The sequence below is a fragment of the Haloarcula sp. KBTZ06 genome (assembly GCF_048595605.1).
GTDB classification, from domain to species: Archaea; Halobacteriota; Halobacteria; order Halobacteriales; family Haloarculaceae; genus Haloarcula; species Haloarcula hispanica.
In genome coordinates this window covers 855,563-872,922 of sequence record NZ_CP184337.1, presented here as the reverse complement: position 1 = coordinate 872,922, position 17,360 = coordinate 855,563, and the positions used below count along the sequence as shown (strand labels likewise).

At 65.3% G+C, this 17,360-nt stretch carries 23 protein-coding genes; 17 read left to right on the top strand and 6 right to left on the bottom strand.

What is annotated here, in order from left to right; genetic code table 11:
• Nucleotides 1–23: 23 nt before the first annotated feature.
• The 4 genes from ACNO8S_RS04655 to ACNO8S_RS04640 are packed head-to-tail and all read left to right on the top strand — an operon-like array spanning nt 24 to nt 2,523.
• Nucleotides 24–938 carry a metal-dependent hydrolase gene (locus ACNO8S_RS04655; RefSeq protein WP_420182561.1) on the top strand — a complete coding sequence of 305 codons (915 nt, stop codon included), beginning with the start codon at nt 24–26 and terminating at the stop codon, nt 936–938.
• Nucleotides 939–998: 60 nt separating this feature from the next.
• A complete protein-coding gene (locus tag ACNO8S_RS04650; protein ID WP_023843184.1) occupies nt 999–1,619 on the top strand; it encodes a hypothetical protein in 621 nt (206 codons plus the stop codon).
• Entirely contained in the window at nt 1,616–2,275 is a 660-nt protein-coding gene (locus ACNO8S_RS04645; protein ID WP_014039924.1) for a hypothetical protein, read from the top strand. The genes ACNO8S_RS04650 and ACNO8S_RS04645 overlap by 4 nt, the downstream gene beginning before the upstream one ends.
• A 47-nt stretch (nt 2,276–2,322) precedes the next feature.
• Nucleotides 2,323–2,523 carry a dodecin gene (locus tag ACNO8S_RS04640; RefSeq protein ID WP_004593332.1) on the top strand — a complete coding sequence of 67 codons (201 nt, stop codon included), beginning with the start codon at nt 2,323–2,325 and terminating at the stop codon, nt 2,521–2,523.
• Here the strand turns inward: ACNO8S_RS04640 and ACNO8S_RS04635 are convergent, their stop codons facing one another.
• A complete protein-coding gene (locus ACNO8S_RS04635; RefSeq protein ID WP_008310062.1) occupies nt 2,524–2,898 on the bottom strand; it encodes a HesB/IscA family protein in 375 nt (124 codons plus the stop codon).
• A 100-nt stretch (nt 2,899–2,998) separates the two neighbouring features.
• Nucleotides 2,999–4,270, bottom strand: a complete 1,272-nt coding sequence (gene hisD, locus ACNO8S_RS04630) for a histidinol dehydrogenase (protein ID WP_420182560.1) — start codon at nt 4,268–4,270, stop codon at nt 2,999–3,001.
• Nucleotides 4,271–4,347: 77 nt separating this feature from the next.
• Here hisD and ACNO8S_RS04625 point away from each other — a divergent pair, with 77 nt between their 5' ends.
• On the top strand, nt 4,348–5,274 hold the full coding sequence (locus ACNO8S_RS04625; protein WP_420182559.1) for a hypothetical protein: 927 nt from the start codon (nt 4,348–4,350) through the stop codon (nt 5,272–5,274).
• A gap of 29 nt (nt 5,275–5,303) precedes the next feature.
• Here ACNO8S_RS04625 and ACNO8S_RS04620 read toward each other — a convergent pair whose 3' ends face one another.
• Together ACNO8S_RS04620 and ACNO8S_RS04615 are read right to left on the bottom strand one after the other, a co-directional pair.
• Complete coding sequence (locus ACNO8S_RS04620; RefSeq protein WP_420182558.1) at nt 5,304–6,485, bottom strand: redox-regulated ATPase YchF; 1,182 nt, start codon at nt 6,483–6,485, stop codon at nt 5,304–5,306.
• A gap of 47 nt (nt 6,486–6,532) precedes the next feature.
• Nucleotides 6,533–7,642, bottom strand: coding sequence for a Gfo/Idh/MocA family protein (locus ACNO8S_RS04615; protein ID WP_420182557.1), 1,110 nt, complete (start codon nt 7,640–7,642; stop codon nt 6,533–6,535).
• A 102-nt stretch (nt 7,643–7,744) separates the two neighbouring features.
• Between ACNO8S_RS04615 and ACNO8S_RS04610 the strand changes: the two genes are divergently transcribed.
• On the top strand, nt 7,745–8,125 hold the full coding sequence (locus tag ACNO8S_RS04610) for a cyclic nucleotide-binding/CBS domain-containing protein (protein WP_004962786.1): 381 nt from the start codon (nt 7,745–7,747) through the stop codon (nt 8,123–8,125).
• Nucleotides 8,126–8,156: 31 nt separating this feature from the next.
• Here the strand turns inward: ACNO8S_RS04610 and ACNO8S_RS04605 are convergent, their stop codons facing one another.
• Together ACNO8S_RS04605 and ACNO8S_RS04600 are read right to left on the bottom strand one after the other, a co-directional pair.
• A complete protein-coding gene (locus ACNO8S_RS04605; protein ID WP_050037765.1) occupies nt 8,157–8,870 on the bottom strand; it encodes a TIGR00266 family protein in 714 nt (237 codons plus the stop codon).
• Nucleotides 8,871–8,963: 93 nt separating this feature from the next.
• The gene (locus ACNO8S_RS04600; protein ID WP_420182556.1) at nt 8,964–9,932 is read right to left on the bottom strand and encodes a sugar phosphate isomerase/epimerase family protein; all 969 of its coding nucleotides are present in this window, start codon (nt 9,930–9,932) and stop codon (nt 8,964–8,966) included.
• Between the two features lie 143 nt (nt 9,933–10,075).
• Here ACNO8S_RS04600 and ACNO8S_RS04595 point away from each other — a divergent pair, with 143 nt between their 5' ends.
• From ACNO8S_RS04595 to ACNO8S_RS04545, 11 genes are all read left to right on the top strand, one after another.
• Nucleotides 10,076–10,948, top strand: coding sequence for a 3-hydroxyacyl-CoA dehydrogenase family protein (locus ACNO8S_RS04595; protein WP_420182555.1), 873 nt, complete (start codon nt 10,076–10,078; stop codon nt 10,946–10,948).
• Nucleotides 10,945–11,544, top strand: coding sequence for a hypothetical protein (locus ACNO8S_RS04590; RefSeq protein ID WP_014039916.1), 600 nt, complete (start codon nt 10,945–10,947; stop codon nt 11,542–11,544). Before ACNO8S_RS04595 ends, ACNO8S_RS04590 begins: the two co-directional genes overlap by 4 nt.
• Before the next feature lie 72 nt (nt 11,545–11,616).
• Nucleotides 11,617–11,796, top strand: a complete 180-nt coding sequence (locus ACNO8S_RS04585; RefSeq protein ID WP_004516620.1) for an HVO_2753 family zinc finger protein — start codon at nt 11,617–11,619, stop codon at nt 11,794–11,796.
• A gap of 2 nt (nt 11,797–11,798) precedes the next feature.
• Complete coding sequence (locus ACNO8S_RS04580) at nt 11,799–12,065, top strand: elongation factor 1-beta (RefSeq protein ID WP_004593354.1); 267 nt, start codon at nt 11,799–11,801, stop codon at nt 12,063–12,065.
• 113 nt (nt 12,066–12,178) lie between these two features.
• Entirely contained in the window at nt 12,179–12,469 is a 291-nt protein-coding gene (locus ACNO8S_RS04575; protein WP_004593356.1) for a 50S ribosomal protein L21e, read from the top strand.
• Complete coding sequence (locus ACNO8S_RS04570; protein WP_008310086.1) at nt 12,466–12,822, top strand: RNA polymerase Rpb4 family protein; 357 nt, start codon at nt 12,466–12,468, stop codon at nt 12,820–12,822. The genes ACNO8S_RS04575 and ACNO8S_RS04570 overlap by 4 nt, the downstream gene beginning before the upstream one ends.
• A 179-nt stretch (nt 12,823–13,001) precedes the next feature.
• Nucleotides 13,002–13,574: a DUF655 domain-containing protein gene (locus tag ACNO8S_RS04565; protein ID WP_050006870.1), complete on the top strand. Its 573-nt coding sequence runs from the start codon at nt 13,002–13,004 to the stop codon at nt 13,572–13,574.
• 81 nt (nt 13,575–13,655) lie between these two features.
• The gene (locus ACNO8S_RS04560) at nt 13,656–14,513 is read left to right on the top strand and encodes a 16S ribosomal RNA methyltransferase A (protein ID WP_151146708.1); all 858 of its coding nucleotides are present in this window, start codon (nt 13,656–13,658) and stop codon (nt 14,511–14,513) included.
• 1 nt (nt 14,514) lies between these two features.
• Entirely contained in the window at nt 14,515–15,147 is a 633-nt protein-coding gene (locus ACNO8S_RS04555; RefSeq protein WP_420182554.1) for a HemK2/MTQ2 family protein methyltransferase, read from the top strand.
• A gap of 62 nt (nt 15,148–15,209) precedes the next feature.
• Complete coding sequence (locus tag ACNO8S_RS04550; protein WP_420182553.1) at nt 15,210–16,208, top strand: 5-methyltetrahydropteroyltriglutamate--homocysteine methyltransferase; 999 nt, start codon at nt 15,210–15,212, stop codon at nt 16,206–16,208.
• A gap of 2 nt (nt 16,209–16,210) precedes the next feature.
• Complete coding sequence (locus tag ACNO8S_RS04545) at nt 16,211–17,284, top strand: methionine synthase (protein ID WP_008310097.1); 1,074 nt, start codon at nt 16,211–16,213, stop codon at nt 17,282–17,284.
• The last annotated feature ends 76 nt before the right edge of the window (nt 17,285–17,360 follow it).

The window sequence follows — 17,360 nt, the reverse complement described above, 5'->3', positions numbered from 1 at the left end:
CGTATTGCCGTCGTACTCGGCGTATGTTCGTCGGGCACGCGCTGTTCGCGTTCGCCCTCGGAGGCCTCGCCGCGTGGTGGCTTGGACTCTCCCGCGAGCGTGCGGTCCAGTTGGGCGTCATCGCTGGCCTGTTCGCCGCGGTTCCCGACGTCGACATCGTCTACGCCCCCTTCGGGCTGCTCGTCGGAGCCGCCGAGAATCTGACGGCGGACGGCTTCTGGGAGACCGCGAACGTCGTCCACCGCGGGCCGACGCACTCGCTCCTGCTGGGGGCGGCACTCGCCGTCGCGGCCGGTCTCTGGGCGACCGAATCACGGCCCGCCCGAATTGCATCGCTGGCAATCGGCGTCGCAGCGACTGTTCTCACAGGCGTACTCAGCGGTCCCATCGCGGGACTCGTGATGCTCGTGTTCGTCCTGGCCGTGCTCGGTGTCGCCACGGTCGCACAGTCCCGCGATATCAGCCCCCAAACGGTGGCCGGGCTGGCCCTACTTGGACTGCTCACCCACCCGTTCGGTGACCTCTTCACCGGCGGCCCGCCCCCGTTCTTCTATCCCTTCGACGTGACCCTCGTCGCCGAGCGGGTGATACTCCACCCCGACCCGACCACGCACCTCCTGGCGGCGTTCGCTATCGAACTGGCGACGGTCTGGCTCGCCGTGTGGACGTACGTCCACCTCCGTGGATACACGCTGACCGAACTCGTCCGTCCCCGGGCAGCGCTGGGAATCGGCTACGGGGCTGCCGTCCTGTTCTTGCCCGCACCGACGCTCGAACGGTCGGCGCACTTCGTGTTCAGCGTCCTCGCACTGGGCGTCGTCGGAGCGCCGACCCGGCCGTTCAGTGACGGTGTCGACTGGCTGGAGACGGTCGTGACGGGGCTGGCGGCGGTGACCATCGCTGCGCTCGCGTATGCCATGGCGTATGGGGCTATCTGAACAGCCCACGCCGCCGGCATCGGTCGATAGGGTTTTTCGAGTCGCGGCTCACCTGACACTATGAGCCGAGACGTAGCGCGGTTGCTCCGGGACAGGCGCGTCAACGCCCTCGCGGCGTGGTGCATCGTCGCCATGCTCGCCGCCGTTTCTGTGACGAGTGCTGTTCAGGCCGACGTGCTGTGGGCCGGGTTCGCGGCTGCCGTCGCGGCACTGGCGCTGTTTCCGCCGGTTCTATTGCGTAACCGGGACGCCATGCTCCCCTGGGAAATCCTCCTGTTGGCGGCGTCGCCCGTCGTTGGCCGTCTGTTTGCGACGCTCTCGCTGACCGGTAATCTCGCGACCTACCTCTCGGTCGCCGCCATCGCGCTCATCCTCGCCGTCGAACTCCAGCTCTTTACCCCCGTCCGGATGACGCCCCGGTTCGCCGTCGTCTTCGTCGCCATCACCACGATGGCCACCGCCGGCGTCTGGGCGGTCGTCCGCTGGGTGGCCGACCAGTTCTTCGGGACCACCTTCATCCTCGATCCGACGGTGTCAGAACACGTCATCGAGGAAGCGGTGATGTGGGAGTTCGTCGCGTCGACCATCGCCGGTATCGGCGCTGGCGTGGTTTTCGCGTACTACGTCCGACAGCAGGCCGGGACCAGTCGCGTCCCCGAGGAGGTCCAGCCGGACGTATGAAGGTCCGTGACCGCCTCCGAATCAGTCCGGCGACACAACAACTGCTCTCGCGAGCCCTGTCACTCGCACTCATCGGGCTCCTGGCGGTCGGTATCGAGCGGGGCAACGTCGGCATCATCGTCAATTCGGGCGTCGCAATCCTCGTCACACAACTCCCGGCGCTGCTGGAACGGGACTACGGCATCACGCTCGACCCCGCGCTGACGCTGTGGATTACGTCGGCGGCGTTCTTTCACGCACTCGGAACTGTCGGATTGCCTGGGTCCGAAGAGAACTTCTACGTCACCATCTGGTGGTGGGACCACTTCACCCACGCCCTCTCGTCGTCGGTCGTCGCCGCGGTCGGATACACGACGGTCCGTGCGCTCGACGAGCACACCGACGAGATATCGATTCCCTCGCGGTTCATGTTCGTGTTCCTCCTCCTGTTCGTGATGGCCTTCGGCGTGCTCTGGGAGGTCATCGAGTTCTCGATTACGCTCGCCGCGTCGGCGACCGGGAACGACACGATTCTGACACAGTTCGGTCTCAGCGACACGATGCTCGACCTCGTGTTCGACGCTATCGGTGCCATCATCGTGGCAATCTGGGGGACCGCACACCTCACCGGCGTGGTCGGTCACGTCGAGACGTTGCTCGACCGGCAGTCTCAGTGACCTGTCCGTACTTTTATGACATGGACGTGTGAATCAATCTCACGCATATGGTTTTCAAGAAGATCACGCTGATCGGGACCAGTTCGGAAAGCTTCGACAAAGCCGCCGACGACGCCATCGAACGCGCGGAGGCGACACTTGACAATCTCAAGTGGGTCGAGGTAGAGGAACTCGGCGTCGAGATCGCCGGCGTCGAGGGCCGCGAGTACCAGGCCGAGGTCGTCGTGGCGTTCGAACTCGAAGAGTAGCTACGTCCGGAAGGACTCGCCACAGCCGCATTCGCTGACCACGTTCGGGTTCTTGACGTGGAACCCGGCCCCCTGCAGGCCGCCCTCGTAGTCGAGTACCGACCCCTCGATGTAGTCGATGCTGGCGTCGTCGACGAACACGCGGAGCCCGTTGCGCTCGAACACTTCGTCGTCTTCTTCAGGTGCATGCTCGAACCGCATCCCGTAGGAGAGGCCGGCACAGCCGCCCTGCTGGACATACAGGCGAAGTCCGGATTCGTCGACGTCCATTCCCTCGCTTTCGAGGAGGTCCAGTGCCTCTCCCGCTGCCTGCTCGGTGACGGCTACGTCCTCGCCCCCGAGGTTCGGATCGCCGTCGTCCGCTGTGCTGCTCATACACAAGTATCCACGCCCGAACGTGTTAACAGTGACGCCGGTGGAACGGCTCGGAGGGATACGTCCTGAGTTGACCTGCGAGAAAGTCCCAGGAACCGCTTTACTCCTCGAACCGTTTGCGGACGCTCTCGGCGTGGGCTTCCAGCCCTTCGGCTTCGGCGAGAGTCGTGATCGTGTCCGAAATATCGCTCAGCGAGTCCTCCGAGAGGCGCTGGACAGTCGTCGACCGGACGAACGTGTCTACGGCGAGACCGCCGGTGACCCGCGCGTTGCCGCCGGTCGGCAAGACGTGGTTCGTCCCGGTCGCGTAGTCGCCGGCTGCAACGGGGCTGTACGGGCCGAGGAACACGGACCCGGCGGAGGGAATCCGTTCGAGGAGCGATTCGTCGTCAGCGGCCTGAATCGAGAGGTGTTCGGCGGCGTACTCCTCGGCGAAGAGGACGGCTTCGCTCATCGAACGAGCGAGGAGGACGCCAGATGCGTCGTTGTCCAGTGCGGCGCGGATGACTGCCTCGCGCTCCCGGCCGTCAGCCTGCTCGTCAACGGCATCGACGACCTGCTCGGCGAGGTCCGCGTCGTCGGTGACGGCGACGACAGAGGCGTTCTCGTCGTGTTCGGCCTGTGCAACGAGGTCTGCCGCGACCAGTTTCGGGTCCGCGTCGCCGTCGGCGACGACCATAACTTCGGAGGGGCCGGCCAAGAAGTCGATTGCCACGTCGCCACGGACCTCGGCCTTCGCCGCTGTGACCCAGCGGTTGCCGGGGCCGACGACGATGTCCGTCGCGCTGACCGTCTCGGTCCCGTAGGCCAGCGCCGCGATGGCCTGTGCGCCGCCGACCTGGTAGACGGCGTCAGCGCCAGCGACGTGGATGGCGGCCAGCGTGACGGGGTTGACCTCCTCGGCTGGCGGGGTGGCGACGGCGACGTGCTCGACGCCGGCGACCTTCGCCGGGATGACGCCCATCAGCGCGCTGGAGGGGTACGCCGCCGTGCCGCCGGGCGCGTACACGCCGGCGCTGTCAAGCGGCCGGTACCGCCGACCGAGTTCCCGCCCCTCGAAGTCGTCGCGCCAGTCCTCGGGGACCTGTCGCTCGTGGAACGCGCGGATGTTCGCCGCGGCGTCCTCGATAGCGTCGCACACGTCGTCGTCGATTTCTTCGTAGGCTCGCTCGGCGGCGTCCGTGATGTCGATGTTGCCCACCGACACGTCGTCGAACTCCTCGGCGAAGCGCCGGAGCGCCACGTCGCCCTCCTCGTGGACCTGCGAGACAATATCGCGTACATCGTCTCTGACGGCGTCGACACCGGCGTCGCGGTCGAAGAAAGCGGCCCGTTCGTCGGGCCCCAGGTCGGCTATCGTCCGTACGTTCATACACCTGATTCGGGGCGGGGTAAAAAACGGGTTTCCCTTCTCGTCACCGTTTTCCGGCACTCGGACATACACCGCCTATGGCCTCACTCGACGACCACCGTCGCCGGACGACCGACCTCCCTCCGGCGACGACCGAGTATTTCGCGCCCGAACTGGCGACTATTGATAGCTATCTGGAGACCGTCCCACCAACTATCGACACGGCGGCCGGCGACGCCGCAGTCGGCCCAATACACACCATCCCGTGGTTCTACGTGGCCGACCTGACTGGCTGGCGCGGCGGCACGCTCGCCCGGCTGCTGGCTGCAGAGCGAGACGCCGTCTGCTACGAACTCTCGGCTGGCGCTGCGGACGCGCTTCCGGCCCTGTGGTCTCTCATCGACGAGAGCGGCGACGGTCCCGTCGTGCTCCATCTGGAACTCCAGGGCGAGGGCGGGCGGATTGTGCGCACGCTTCGGGAGGCGCTCCGGCGCGGCTACGAACACAGCCCAGACGGCTGGGACGAGCCGGTGCGCGGCGAGCCGGCGAACCTCCACGTCGTCTTCACCGATACGACCCCCTCGAAGCGGCTGGCAGTACCACTGCCCGCCGCGACCACGCCGACCACCGGCGCGGTCCTCTCGTATGCGCCCCGCCGGAGCATGCTCCCGGAGCGGCCCGACGGGACGACGATGCTCTCGGACCCGCCGGCGCTCCACGACCGCGAGGCCGAACTGGAGCAGTTCCTGCTGGCTGCCCTCGACGAATGCGGCGACGACGACGCGAGACAGCAGTACGTCGACCGCGCCGTCGAAGTTCTGTCGATCACCCACTCGCTCATCGGCAAGCGCGACCTCCTGTTCGACGTGTCGCCGCGGCTGGCGCTGAAGTACGGAAATCTGCTGGACGAGCTTTCGGTCGCGGCAGCGACGGACCGGCTCGGCCGGGACGTACTCGGGCAGGTGCCACAGAGCCCCGGCAGCGAGGATATTCGGGCGACGTTGCGGGACCTGCTGCCAAAGTAAAGCGAGAGAGCAGTCGTGGGCTAGACCCCTCAGTTCGCGTCGCTCACGATTTTGATGACCGAGCCCTCCTCCAGTTCCGTCTCGTCGCTGATGCGCCGGTTCTCACGGGCGTCGACGGCGTGGATGTACCCGTCGCCGATGTCCGAGTGGACGGCGTAGGCGAGGTCTTTGGGCGTTGCGCCCTGGCGCAGCAGGAACGCGTCGGGGAGGACGTTCTCCTGGCCGTCGGTCCAGTGCGTTTCGTTCTGGACGGGGTAGGCCGTCAGATGGTTGAGCAGGTCGTAGACGGCGGTGTCAAGGGAGCCCTGGACGCCGGTGCCGCCGTACTCCTCCATGACGCCGCGGATGCGGTTCAGCCCCTCGCGTTGCTGGTCGCTCACGTCGCCGACGATATCGAAGTCCGGGTCGCCCGGGTCGTAGTCGATGACGCCAGCCTGTGCGGCGTTGCGCAACGCGAGTTCGCCGTCGGCGGTCGCGGGCACGACCACGTCGGCGGCTTCCTGCAGGGCTTCGATGTTTCCCTCCGGAGCGATATCGGCCTTGTTCGCGACGACGACGAGCGGCTTCGTCCGCTGGCGTATCTCTGTCGCCAGTGCTTCGCGGTGCTCGTCGGTCCAGGCGATGGGGTCCTCGGGGTACTCCAGGTCCCGCAGGGTGCGGGCCACGTCGAGTTCAGAGGCCCCGACGCCGGCCAGCATGTCCACGAGCGACTCGTCGAGCTTGAAATCCGGCGAGCGGGACTGGCGTTCGATGGACTCCCAGTTTCGCTCGACGATGCTGGCGAGCCACAGGTCCATCTCCGCCTCGACGAAGTGCACGTCCTCGACGGGGTCGTGCTCGCCGACTTCGACGGGTTCGCCCTCGGCGTCAGTCCCACCAGAGGCGTCGACGACATTGAGGATCACATCGGCGGTCGACAGCTCGTCGAGGAACTGGTTCCCGAGGCCGCGCCCCTCGTGTGCCCCGGGAACGAGGCCGGCCACGTCGATGAGCTCCACCGGGACGTAGCGCTTGCCGTCCCGGCAGTTATCGTCACCACAGCGTTCCTCCCGGTCGAGACAGGGGCAGTCCGTTCGGACGTGGCTGACCCCGCGGTTGGCGTCGATGGTCGTGAACGGGTAGTTCCCCACGTCCACGTCGGCCATCGTCGCCGCCTTGTAGAAAGTAGACTTGCCGGCGTTCGGCTTCCCGGCCAGCGCGATAGAGAGCATGGCAGGGCCTACCAGTGGCCGCCGAAAGGGGGTTTCGGTTCGTGGCCCTACAGGCTGACCCACTCGCCGCGGTCGTCACTTCGCTCGATAGCATCGAGGACTTGCTGTGCGGCGAGGCCGTCGGCGAAGGACGGCTCCTGTTGCCTGCCATCGGCCACGGCTGAGAGGAACTCGTAATTCTCGTGGACGAACGTGTGCTCCCAGCCGATGACGTGGCCGGGGGGCCACCAGTGGTCGACGTAGGGGTCGTCTTCGTCGGTGATAAGCACCTGCTGGAAGCCGCGGTCACCCTCGGTGAGCACCTGCAGTTCGTTCAGCCGTTCGAGGTCGAACTTGATTGCGCCCTTCGACCCCTCGATTTCGATGGTGTGAGCGTTTTTGTGGCCGTTGGCGACCCGCGATGCTTCGAGCGTTCCCATCGCGCCGCTGTCGAAAGCAATCTGTGCGCTGTAGGCGTCATCGACGGTCACCGGGCGCGTCTCGTCGCTCCCCTCTACGGGGCGTTCTTCGGTAAACGTCCGGAGGTGACCGCTCACGTCCGTTATCTCGCCGGCGGCGTCGCCGAGCAGGAACCGGGCTAGATCGACCGTGTGCGACCCGAGGTCGCCGAGCGCCCCGCTGCCAGCCATCTCCTCGTCGTTGCGCCAGGACCACGGCGCGTCGGGATCGACCAGCCAGTCCTGGAGGTACTGCCCGCGGAAGTGGTGAATCTCGCCGAGTTCGCCGTCGGCGATGAGCCCCTTCGCGTACTGGATGGCCGGGACGAAGCGGTAGTTGAACGCCGCGCCCGCGGGCACGCTGGCGTCCGCGGCGGTCTCGGCCATTTCTTCGGCCATATCGAGCGTGGGCGCGAGCGGTTTCTCACAGAACGTCGGCGTCCCGGCCTCCAGCGCTGCGATAGACGGTTCGGCGTGGACGTGGTTCGGGCCGAGATTGTAAAACACGTCGACCTCGTCGACAATAGCCCGCCAGTCTGTTGCAGTCCGGTCGAAGCCGAACTGGTCGGCCGCGTCGGCCAGCGCGTCCTCGTCGCGGCCGACGAGCACGTCCTTGTTGACGGCGGGCGCTTCGGGGAAGAACATGGGCAGGCGGTCCAGCGCGTTTGCGTGGGCCTTGCCCATGAAGCGGTAGCCGAGCATACCGATATCGAGGGTCATAGCCGGCTGTTCACTCGGAGCCGAAATAACGCTCATGGTGACGGCAGGGCAGCGGGCCGCCCCGAGGGAAAAGCCAAAACCGGATGCCCGTGTTGATACTCCATGGCCACTGAAACGACCGTTCGTATCGAGGATATCATGTCGACGCCGTTAGAGACGATTTCTGCCGACGAAACCGTCAAAGCGGCCGCGACGCAGATGCAAGCGCAGAACATCAACGGCATCTTCGTGCCGGGGGCAGAGGCGGGTATCATCACCACCACCGACATCGTTGATGCCGTCGCAAGCGGGAAGGACCTCTCGTCGGCGACCGTCGGCGACGTGATGACGTCGCCGGTCGAGCGGGTGACGACCTCGCTCGAACTCGGCGAGGCCGCCGCGATGATGACGACCTACGACATCAAGCACCTCCCCGTCATCGACGAGCATCAGGACTACGTCGGCATGGTGTCGTCGACGGATATCACGCAAGCACTCTCCTGAACGCGGCTGTTCTCCAGCGGACTTCCGACAGTCAGATGAAGTCGTCAAGACCGGACGCATCACCGTCGTTGTCACCCGTTCCGGGCAGCGCGTCAGCGATAGCCGAGGTAAACGAGCCGAGGCCGCGCGTCTGATACCAGACCGTTCCGGGGCCGGTGAAGTCCATCACGAGGCCCTCGCCGCTGAGCAGCGTCGACTTCAGCCCGCCGACGCGGTGGGCGTCAAAGTTGACTGACTCCTCCCAGGCGACGACGTGGTCGTTGTCGATTGTGTAGGACTCGCCGGCGTCGAGTTCGACGGTTTCCAGCCCGCCGAAGGCCTCAATGAGGACGTTTCCGGTCCCTTTCAGCGCCAGCGGCGTGATGCTCGCGCCGGCCAGCATCGACTTGATGCCGCCGAACTCCGAATCGATGTCGATATCCGGGTCGGCTGCGAGGAACGCCCCGTCGACGGCGTACAGCGTCTCGCCAGTGAGTTCGTGATGGTGTACGTCGCCCGGTGTCGGCGGCGCGAGGGTCAGGGTGCCCGAACCGCCCTGCGCGGTGAACTCGTTCGCTAGGAGCGACTCACCGCCGAGCATCGACTTCGCGGAGCTGAGGAGGCCGTCCCGGCTGGTCGTCGTCTCGATCTCGATGGTCGGCGAGTGGCTGACCATCGCGCCGGGTTCCGCGAGTATCGATTCGCCGCTGTCGAGCGCAACGCGGACGTGCGTGTACGAGGGCTTGTGTGTGAGTTCGATGTCCATAAGTGTCACTGGATACGGTAGTCCAGTCGTAGTATCACACAGACACTATATAAGCGTAAGTGCCAGAAACGGTCGTGCTGGTGGCCGTATCGGCTACTCCGCCCAGTAGGCGTCGCCGGGCTGGGTCTCGAAGACGGCGCGGTCGAGCACGTCGACGGCCTTCTCCAGTCCCTCGCGTGCGCTAGTGAGTGAGTCCTCGTGTTCGATGGAGAGCGCACCGTCGTAGCCGACCATCCGCAGCGTCGACACCACATCCTTCCAGTGGGATTCGCCGTGACCATAGCCGATAGAGCGGAACAGCCACGACCGGTCCGCTTCGTCTGTGTACGGCGCGGTGTCTAGCACGCCCTTCTCCCGGGCGTTTGACTCGTACACCTTCGTGTCCTTGGCGTGGAAGTGGTGGATGGCGTCGTGCTCGCCGAGCAGGCGGATGGCCTCGGTCACATCGATGCCCTGCCAGTATAGATGCGACGGGTCGAAGTTCGCGCCGATTCGGTCGTTCGTCCGCCTGCGGAGTTCGAGCAGCCCGCGGGGTTCGTACACCAGCATATTGGGATGCATCTCGATGGCGATGTCCACGTCGTGTGCGCCGGCGTGGGCCGCGAGGTCCGACCAGTACTCGTCGGCGACGCGCCACTGGTACTCGTGGGCGTCGGCGTGTTCGGTCGGCCACGGCGCGGTGATCCAGTTCGGCACCTCGTCGTTCGGGCCGCCGGCAGGCAGGCCAGAGAACCCCGTAACGGTGTTCACGTCGAGCTGGTCGGCCAGCCGGATCGCTTCCCGGAGTTCCCGGTCGGCCTCTGCGGCGCGCTCGTCGTCCGGGTGAAGCGGATTGTTGTGTGTCGCCAGCGCGCTCACCCGGAGGTCGTGTTCGTCTAAAAGCGCCTCGAGTTCGGCCTGTTTCTCCTCGTTGTCGAGATACGCCTGCCGGTCGAGGTGGTCGTCGCCGGGGAAGCCGCCACACCCCAGTTCGACCGCGTCGACGCCTAAGTCGCTGAGATACGCCAGCGCGTCGTCGAGTGACTGTCCGCCCAGCGGGACCGTCAGTACACCAATGTCCATGCGCGGCGATACAGCCGGTGTCGAAAAAAGCGTACTGCCGTCGCTCCGGCCTCGCTATCCAGCCCACAAGCAGTACAGACCAGAGGCGGACCGCGACAGACCGCGGCGTAAAGGATTAACGCCGGGAGTGCGGTGGTACTGTCATGATTGTGGCCGTACTCGGTACCGGACGACGAGGGCGGGATATCGCACAGCGATGTGTCCGTGCGGGCCACGAGGTACGTCTACGGGGGACGGATGCGACGGACGTGATGGACCGCGTCGACGAGATCCGGCACGCACTCAACGGGGATGTTTCAGCCGGTATCGACGGAACCACGGGACTCGAAAGCGCCGTCAGCGGCAGCGGTATCGTCATCGACGCGACCGACGGTGGGACGGACAGCCACCGAGAAGTGGTCGCCGAAACTGAGACGATGGTCGAGGATGAGACGCTCATCGCCGTCAGCGACACGTCGCTGTCGGTGACCGCAGTCGCGACCGGCCTGCGGAGCCCGAACCGGGCCGTCGGCCTCAACCTCGTTGACCCGCCGGACGGCGCTATTGTCGAGGTGGTCATCGCCGAACAGACGACGGCGGCGACCCGCGACCGAGTCACCGACTTCGTCGAGAGCCTGGACGCGTCGCCGGTCGTCGTCCGCGACACGCCGGGATTTGCCGCGCTACGCCTCGAACTCGCTACCATTGCCGAAGCTGTTCGGATGGTCGAGGACGGCGTCGCGGGGATTCGAGATATCGACCGCACGTTCGAGCGTGGCGATTCGGACCGCGACGGGCCACTCGTCCGGGCCGACCGCCACGGGCTGGAAACAGTGCTAACCGCGCTCGAAGACCTCGCAAAGCGGCTGGACGAGCGATTCGAACCGCCAGCGTTGCTCCGCCGGAAGGTCGAGGACGGACAGCGAGGCGCTGTCGCCGGCGAGGGGTTCTACGTCTGGGAGGAGGGTACCCCGACGGCCGGTGCCGACCCGGACCCGGACGTCCCAACGCGAGATAGCGAGCCCGAGTTCAGATGAGCCAGTCGAACCGCCCTCCGGTCGAACCGGATGGAGATGACGACGAATTTGCGGCCCTGTTCGACGAACTTCAGGAGCTGGAACAGCTCGTCGACTCCGAAGACGAGCGACGGCAGGTCCGGGACGCGATGCGCGCGGCCGCGGATTCCCAGGACCACGAGCCAGCGACCTTCGGCCGGGTCGTCTGGGGCTTCGGCCGGTCCGACCTCGCGGAGGCGCTGCTCGGCTCGCTGCTGTTCGGGATTCCCATGGCTGTCGAGGGCGGGACAGTCGACGCCGGGCTACACATCGCTCAGCACCCGCTGTATCTCGCCGCGACAGTCGCTATCGCTGTCGGGCTAGTCATCTCCATTCTGTACGTGGCCGAGTTTCAGGACGTTCGGGTGGCGAACCCGATTTTCGGATTCATCCCGCGGCGACTCGTCGGCGTCACCGGGACGGCGCTCGTCGTCTCCGTCGCGCTGCTTACTGGCTGGGGGCTGGTCGAGTGGTCGACCGAGCCTGCGGTCGTCTACGAGTCGGCCTGCATCTGTGCCGTGGCGTTCGTCCCCATGGCAATCGGCGCTGCGCTCGGGGACATCCTGCCCGGGAACTAGGGCCATGGCAGTCACTCGCGGTGGCGGTCGCGTTTGGCAATCGTTAAAAGCCGCGGTCGGATACGGAGTGGTATGAGCGAGAGCCAACAAAAACAGGCGCGCAAGTGCGTCTCGTGTGGCATCAACATCGCCGGCACGAACGCCGCCGCGTTCAAGTGCCCGGACTGTGGACAGCAGATCTACCGCTGTGCCACCTGCCGGAAGCAGAGCAACCTCTACAAATGCCCGGACTGCGGCTTCATGGGGCCATAACAATGGGGAAAGTAGCAGCCAAGATCAAGGTCATGCCGGAAAGCCCCGAAGTCGACCTCGACGACCTGCAGGAGCGTCTCGAGGGCGTGCTTCCGGAAGGAACGAAGATCAACGGGTTCGAGCGCGAGGACGTCGCCTTCGGCCTCGTCGCGCTGACGCCGACAGTCATCGTCCCTGACGACACCGGCGGGACGGAAGCCGTCGAAGAGGCCTTTGCGAACGTCGATGACGTCGAGTCGGTCTCCGTCGAGAGCACCGGCCGCCTGTAATCGACTCACCGCTGTAGTTTTCCACTCGGGTCTGTAGCGACTGCAAGAGCGTGACCAGTGACGGTCGCGGAACGCACGTTTTATTAGGGCGACCGGATTAGCGAGGAGCAAGAATGCCTAGTTCAAACGGACCCCTCGAAGGAACACGAGACAAGCTCAAGAACAAGCCCCGCGACCGCGGCACCTCGCCGCCACAGCGCGCCGTCGAAGAGTTCGACGACGGCGAGAAAGTCCACCTCAAGATCGACCCGTCAGTGCCGAACGGCCGCTTCCACCCGCGGTTCGACGGCCAGACCGGCACCGTCGAAGGGAAGCAGGGTGACGCGTACAAGGTCGACATCGTCGACGGTGGCAAGGCGAAGACCATCATCGTCACCGCTGCGCACCTGCGCCGGCAAGAATGACGATATTCAAAGAGAAGGTCAGTGAGGAGTTCCTGACGGTCGCGGAGACCAAGGAGATACTCGAAGACCTCGAGATGGAGCGGGCGGCCGAGGAGGACCGCGAGATGCGCTACGAGCTCAAGCGGGCTATCGAGCACGTCAACCGCTTTGCCGTCCTCGACCCCGAGGAGTCGCTGCAGCTGGTCGAAGACCTCGAAGAACTCGAAAAGGTCGACACGCCGACGGCCTACAAGATCGCGAACCTGCGGCCGCTGGACCGCGACGAGCTCCGCGCCGTGTTCGCCAAGGAGCGGTACACGCTCGATGGCGACGAACTCGACGAGATTCTCAACATCGTCAAGCAGTACGCGTAGCGAGGACAATCGTCAGTTCGGCTCTTCGCCGCTCTATCCCTACTTTCACGGACGACCAGCTACGCGGTCGAGATCTAGTTTCCGCTGCCGCTGGACCGAAGCGAAAATAGCGACGGCGCTCCGTGTCGCGGTTCGGGGCATCCACCGGCATTAAGTGTGCTGTGGTCGTACTGCCTGGCATGACTGAATCGGAGAGCGGCGGCGACTCTATGATGGCGGCTGTCCTCGATGTCCTCCCACACGGGCGGCCCGGAGACGACCGGCCACAGCACCAGAAGGAGCCGCTCGCGTACGCGCTCGACGTCGAGGAGTTCTACATTTACGAGCTCCAGCTCGACGACAAGGACGTTGATATTGCATTCGGTGACCGCGTCGACCTGACGGAGTTCGGCCGCGTGACGGAAGTCGATTTCGAGGATATCCCGAGCGGTGCCCGCTCGGAGCTTGACTACGCCGTCGAGGAAATCGTCGAAGCGAACGAACAGCGGTTCGTCGACTTCTACAACGACGCCCAGCCGATCACGCTGCGGCTCCACCAGCTGAACCTCCTGCCGGGTATCGGGAAGAAGCTCCGGAACACGCTTCTCGACGAGCGGAAGCGAAAGCCTTTCGAGAGCTTTGAAGACCTCGAAGAGCGCGTCAGCGGCCTCCACAGCCCCAAAGAGACACTTGTCGAGCGGATACTCGAAGAGCTACAGGACGACGACCTGAAGTACCGGCTGTTCGTCCGGCGCGAGGAGCAGTCCTCGTAACACTGTCGGCTGCAAGCAGCGAAGCTGACAGCCACCAGTATAAGGCGACCCTTTTCTACCGCGACCCGCTACGGCCAGCTAATGACCACGACCGAGACAGGGGCTCGGGACCCCGACGCGCTCGTCCGGCGGGCCGGCAAGCGGGCCGATACCCGGCAGGACCAGCACTTTCTCGTCGACGACCGGGTACTGGACCGCATTCCGCAATACGCGACAGACGCGGACGTTGACCTCTCGCATGTACTGGAGATCGGTGCAGGCCCGGGCGCGCTAACGGACCGATTGCTCGCGGCGGCCGAGACGGTGACCGCAATCGAGCGGGACCCGGACTTCGCGGCCCATCTCCACGAGGAGTTCGCCGAGGAAATCGCGGCGGACCGCCTCACCGTCGTCGAGGGCGACGCGCTCGATATCGGCCTGCCTGAGTTCACCGCCAGCATCTCGAATCTACCCTACGGCGCGTCCTCAGAGATCGCCTTCCGACTGCTGCCCGAGCAGCGCCCGCTCCTGTTGATGTTCCAGCGGGAGTTCGCCGAGCGGATGGCCGCCGACCCCGCGACGGACGACTACGGGCGGCTCTCGGTCACAGCAGGCCACTACGCCGACGCGGAGATTGTTGAGACAGTGCCGCCGGAAGCGTTCGACCCGCAACCCCGCGTCACCAGCGCGCTCGTCCGGACGACGCCGAGGCAACCCGACTACACCGTCCCCAGTGACGAGTTCTTCATGGACTTCCTGAAGGCAGTGTTCACCCAGCGCCGGAAGACGATGCGCAACGCCGTCCGAAACACGGCCCACATCTCCGGGCTGGGCGACCCCGACGCGGTAGTCGAAGCCGCCGATGAGGAGCTTATGAGTGCCCGTGCCGGGAAGCTCACGCCGGCCGACTTCGCTACGCTGGCGACACTCGCCTACGAAGTCGGCCAGCCGGAGGTCTGAGATGGGTGAGGAGTCCGACGCCGGAGGAGCGGGAGAGACAGCCGAGGAGAGCGGCACCGAACGCCCGTCGCTGGCCAACCAGCGCGGCGTCGAATCGGTGTACCAGCCCGCAGAGGACTCGGACCTGCTGGCCCGGACGGCCCGCGAACGAGTCGAAGCGGGCGACACCGTCCTCGACGTGGGGACGGGCTCCGGCTACGTCGCCGCGACGCTCGCCGACGCCGGAGCGCGGGCGGTCGGCGTCGACGTGAGCCCGCTGGCCTGTCAAGAAGCGGCAGAAAACGGCGTCCCGGTCGTTCGTGGCGACCTCGTCGAGCCGTTCCGGGCGGACGCCTTCGACCTCGTAGCGTTCAATCCGCCCTACTTGCCGACGCCGTCCGAACAGGAGTGGGACGACTGGATGGAACACGCGCTGTCGGGCGGCGACGACGGTCGCCGACTCGTCGACCCGTTTCTCGAAACCGTCGAGCGCGTGCTAGCTCCGGCCGGCGAAGCGCTCATGCTCGTCAGCAGTCTCACGGACCCCGAGGCGGTGCGAGAATACGCGAGCGAACACGGGCTGGCGAGCGAGCAGCTTGCGAGTGAGAAACACCCATACGAAGCGCTCGTCGTCCTGCGATTCTATCGCGATTGATTACTGTTGTGCATTTTATCGAATAGGAAATATTAAAGCCCGTCATTTCCTACTCCACGGCAATGACACAGGTAATCGCCACGACCCCTGGGCTCTTTCCGCTCCCGGACTGGGCCAAGGACGAACTGGCAGATCTGAAAGGCCATCAGAAGACCGACCTCATCTCGGGCGACGAGTCCGGCGAGGTCGTCGCGGCCTACGACCAAGCGCGCGAGGAAGTCATCTCCATCCAGCAGGACGCCGGGCTCGACCGCGTCGTCGAGGGCCAACTCCGCTGGGACGACATGCTCGCGCACCCGCTCGCGGTCCACGACAGCGTGGAGACGAAAGGCATCGTCCGCTACTACGACAACAACAACTTCTACCGAGAGCCGGTCGTGCAGGGCGACCTCAGTGCTGACGGCGGCGACGTCGCCGCAGACCTCGGAGCCGCAGCCGAGCACGTCGACGACGGTCTTCAGGCTGTGCTCCCTGGCCCGTACTCGCTTGCGGACCTAGCGACCGACGAGCACTACGGCGACGACGCCGAGTTCCTCGACGCCATCGCCGACTTCCTCGTCGAGGAAGTGAACGCCTTCCCCGAGGTTGAGACGCTGTTCCTGCTTGAGCCGTCGCTGGTCGAGAACACACCCGCCGACGGCGAGGACGAACGCGCCGCGGCCGCTATCGATGCTGTCGCCTCGGCCGCCGACGCCGAAGTCGTCGCCCACACCTACTGGGGCGCAATCGAGGAGAAGGCCTACGCGCACCTGATGGACGCTGACGTGGATGCCATCGGCTTCGACCTTGTTGCGAACCACGACCAGACCGTCTACAACGTCCAGGAGTACGGCACCAAGGACGACGTGGCGCTTGGCGTCGTCGACGGCCAGAACACGCTCGTCGAGTCACCCGAAACGATCCGGGACCGAATCGACTGGTTCGAGCAGCAGACCAACACTGCTTACGACACCGTCTACGCGACGGCGAACACGGAAACGTTCTATCTCCCGGTGAACAAGTTCGAAGACAAGCTCGAAGCACTCGCGAACGCCGCGGATCTGGAGGCGGCGGAGGCATAACGATGACAGGACCACGAGACCAGTTCAAACCGGCGGACCACCCGAACGACCACTTCCTGCTGACGACCGTCGTCGGCTCCTACCCCAAGCCCAAGTGGCACGACCGTGCCCGTGAGCTGTTCGAGGACGAGGACGCCGACTTCGGCGAGGACGAGTGGGAGGAATCGAAAGACGACGCCTCGCGGCTCATCACCCACGAGCACGAACGCGCGGGTCTCGACGTCATCTGTGACGGCGAGATGCGCCGCAACGAGATGGTAGAGTACTTCGCCCACCGCATCGACGGTTACGAGTTCAACGGCCGCGTGAAGGTGTGGGGCCACAACTACTTCGACAAGCCAAGCGTCGCCGACGAGGTCGAATACGGCGAACAGTGGCTCGTCGAGGAGTTCGAGTTCACCGACGAGGTCGCCGAACGCCCCGTGAAGGTCCCGATTACGGGCCCGTACACCCTTGCGAACTGGTCGTTCAACGAAGTGTACGACAGCGAGGAACAGCTGGCCTACGAACTGGCTGACCTCGTCAACGAGGAGATCGAGGCGCTGGTCGAGGCCGGCGCTCGCTACATCCAGATCGACGAGCCCGCACTGGCCACGACGCCGGACGACCACGCTATCGTCGGCGAGTGTCTGGAGCGCATCGTCGACGAGATCCCCGACGACGTGCGTCTCGGCCTGCACGTCTGTTACGGCGACTACTCGCGTATCTACCCCGAGATACTGGACTACCCGGTCCACGAGTACGACCTGGAACTCGCCAACGGCGACTACGACCAGCTCGACGTGTTCAAAGAGCACGAGTTCACGAAGGACTTCGCGATGGGCGTCCTAGACGCACACACCGCCGAAGTAGAGTCCGTCGAAGAGATCAAGGAGAACATCAAGAAGGGGCTGGAGGTCGTCCCGCCGGAGCGACTCACCGTTTCGCCGGACTGCGGCGTGAAGCTCCTGCCCCGCGAGGTCGCCCGCGGCAAGATGGAGAACATGGTGCAGGCGGCTCGCGAAATCGAAGAAGAGCTGGACGCCGGCGAGCTAGAGGTCGTTGCGAGTGGTGCGGAAGCGCACGCTGACGACTAGCGAGATTCGAGCGGAGCGAGAATCTCGGATAGCGAGCGGTGAAACCGCGAGCAGCGCGGTTTGAGGGACCAGCGGA

Coding starts and splice junctions, on each gene's coding strand:
- ACNO8S_RS04655 (WP_420182561.1), top strand. CDS start 24: ATGTTCGTCGGGCACGCGCTGTTCGCGTTCGCCCTCGGAGGCCTCGCC.
- ACNO8S_RS04650 (WP_023843184.1), top strand. CDS start 999: ATGAGCCGAGACGTAGCGCGGTTGCTCCGGGACAGGCGCGTCAACGCC.
- ACNO8S_RS04645 (WP_014039924.1), top strand. CDS start 1,616: ATGAAGGTCCGTGACCGCCTCCGAATCAGTCCGGCGACACAACAACTG.
- ACNO8S_RS04640 (WP_004593332.1), top strand. CDS start 2,323: ATGGTTTTCAAGAAGATCACGCTGATCGGGACCAGTTCGGAAAGCTTC.
- ACNO8S_RS04635 (WP_008310062.1), bottom strand. CDS start 2,898: ATGAGCAGCACAGCGGACGACGGCGATCCGAACCTCGGGGGCGAGGAC.
- hisD (WP_420182560.1), bottom strand. CDS start 4,270: ATGAACGTACGGACGATAGCCGACCTGGGGCCCGACGAACGGGCCGCT.
- ACNO8S_RS04625 (WP_420182559.1), top strand. CDS start 4,348: ATGGCCTCACTCGACGACCACCGTCGCCGGACGACCGACCTCCCTCCG.
- ACNO8S_RS04620 (WP_420182558.1), bottom strand. CDS start 6,485: ATGCTCTCTATCGCGCTGGCCGGGAAGCCGAACGCCGGCAAGTCTACT.
- ACNO8S_RS04615 (WP_420182557.1), bottom strand. CDS start 7,642: ATGACCCTCGATATCGGTATGCTCGGCTACCGCTTCATGGGCAAGGCC.
- ACNO8S_RS04610 (WP_004962786.1), top strand. CDS start 7,745: ATGGCCACTGAAACGACCGTTCGTATCGAGGATATCATGTCGACGCCG.
- ACNO8S_RS04605 (WP_050037765.1), bottom strand. CDS start 8,870: ATGGACATCGAACTCACACACAAGCCCTCGTACACGCACGTCCGCGTT.
- ACNO8S_RS04600 (WP_420182556.1), bottom strand. CDS start 9,932: ATGGACATTGGTGTACTGACGGTCCCGCTGGGCGGACAGTCACTCGAC.
- ACNO8S_RS04595 (WP_420182555.1), top strand. CDS start 10,076: ATGATTGTGGCCGTACTCGGTACCGGACGACGAGGGCGGGATATCGCA.
- ACNO8S_RS04590 (WP_014039916.1), top strand. CDS start 10,945: ATGAGCCAGTCGAACCGCCCTCCGGTCGAACCGGATGGAGATGACGAC.
- ACNO8S_RS04585 (WP_004516620.1), top strand. CDS start 11,617: ATGAGCGAGAGCCAACAAAAACAGGCGCGCAAGTGCGTCTCGTGTGGC.
- ACNO8S_RS04580 (WP_004593354.1), top strand. CDS start 11,799: ATGGGGAAAGTAGCAGCCAAGATCAAGGTCATGCCGGAAAGCCCCGAA.
- ACNO8S_RS04575 (WP_004593356.1), top strand. CDS start 12,179: ATGCCTAGTTCAAACGGACCCCTCGAAGGAACACGAGACAAGCTCAAG.
- ACNO8S_RS04570 (WP_008310086.1), top strand. CDS start 12,466: ATGACGATATTCAAAGAGAAGGTCAGTGAGGAGTTCCTGACGGTCGCG.
- ACNO8S_RS04565 (WP_050006870.1), top strand. CDS start 13,002: ATGACTGAATCGGAGAGCGGCGGCGACTCTATGATGGCGGCTGTCCTC.
- ACNO8S_RS04560 (WP_151146708.1), top strand. CDS start 13,656: ATGACCACGACCGAGACAGGGGCTCGGGACCCCGACGCGCTCGTCCGG.
- ACNO8S_RS04555 (WP_420182554.1), top strand. CDS start 14,515: ATGGGTGAGGAGTCCGACGCCGGAGGAGCGGGAGAGACAGCCGAGGAG.
- ACNO8S_RS04550 (WP_420182553.1), top strand. CDS start 15,210: ATGACACAGGTAATCGCCACGACCCCTGGGCTCTTTCCGCTCCCGGAC.
- ACNO8S_RS04545 (WP_008310097.1), top strand. CDS start 16,211: ATGACAGGACCACGAGACCAGTTCAAACCGGCGGACCACCCGAACGAC.